This is a genomic window from Gulosibacter sediminis (genome assembly GCF_014904065.1).
GTDB lineage: Bacteria > Actinomycetota > Actinomycetes > Actinomycetales > Microbacteriaceae > Gulosibacter > Gulosibacter sediminis.
In genome coordinates this window covers 1-226 of the sequence record NZ_JACXJG010000045.1, presented here as the reverse complement: position 1 = coordinate 226, position 226 = coordinate 1, and the positions used below count along the sequence as shown (strand labels likewise).

At 66.4% G+C, this 226-nt stretch carries 1 protein-coding gene; it reads right to left on the bottom strand.

The genetic code is table 11. The features are described from left to right. Positions 1-21: 21 nt before the first annotated feature. The coding region (locus tag ID132_RS12885) for a transposase (protein WP_193128809.1) at positions 22-226 on the bottom strand (205 nt) is incomplete at its 5' end.

The following is a 226-nucleotide window of genomic DNA, read 5'->3' as shown; positions in this document are numbered from 1 at the left end:
CTCTTCGGACATTCGGTGGGGTCATGGGGTGAGTCCGCCGGCGGCGAGGAGCATTCGTAGGCGGTAGTTCTCGCGGTTGCGGAAGCCGCGAGCGAGGCGACGATGCAGCTCGATGATCCCGTTGATTGCTTCGGTGCCGCCGTTGTTTGCTCGGCTGGTGGTGAAGTAGGCGAGGAACGCTGAGCGCCAGCGTCGCAGGGTGCGGCCGAGGCGTGCGATCTCGGGG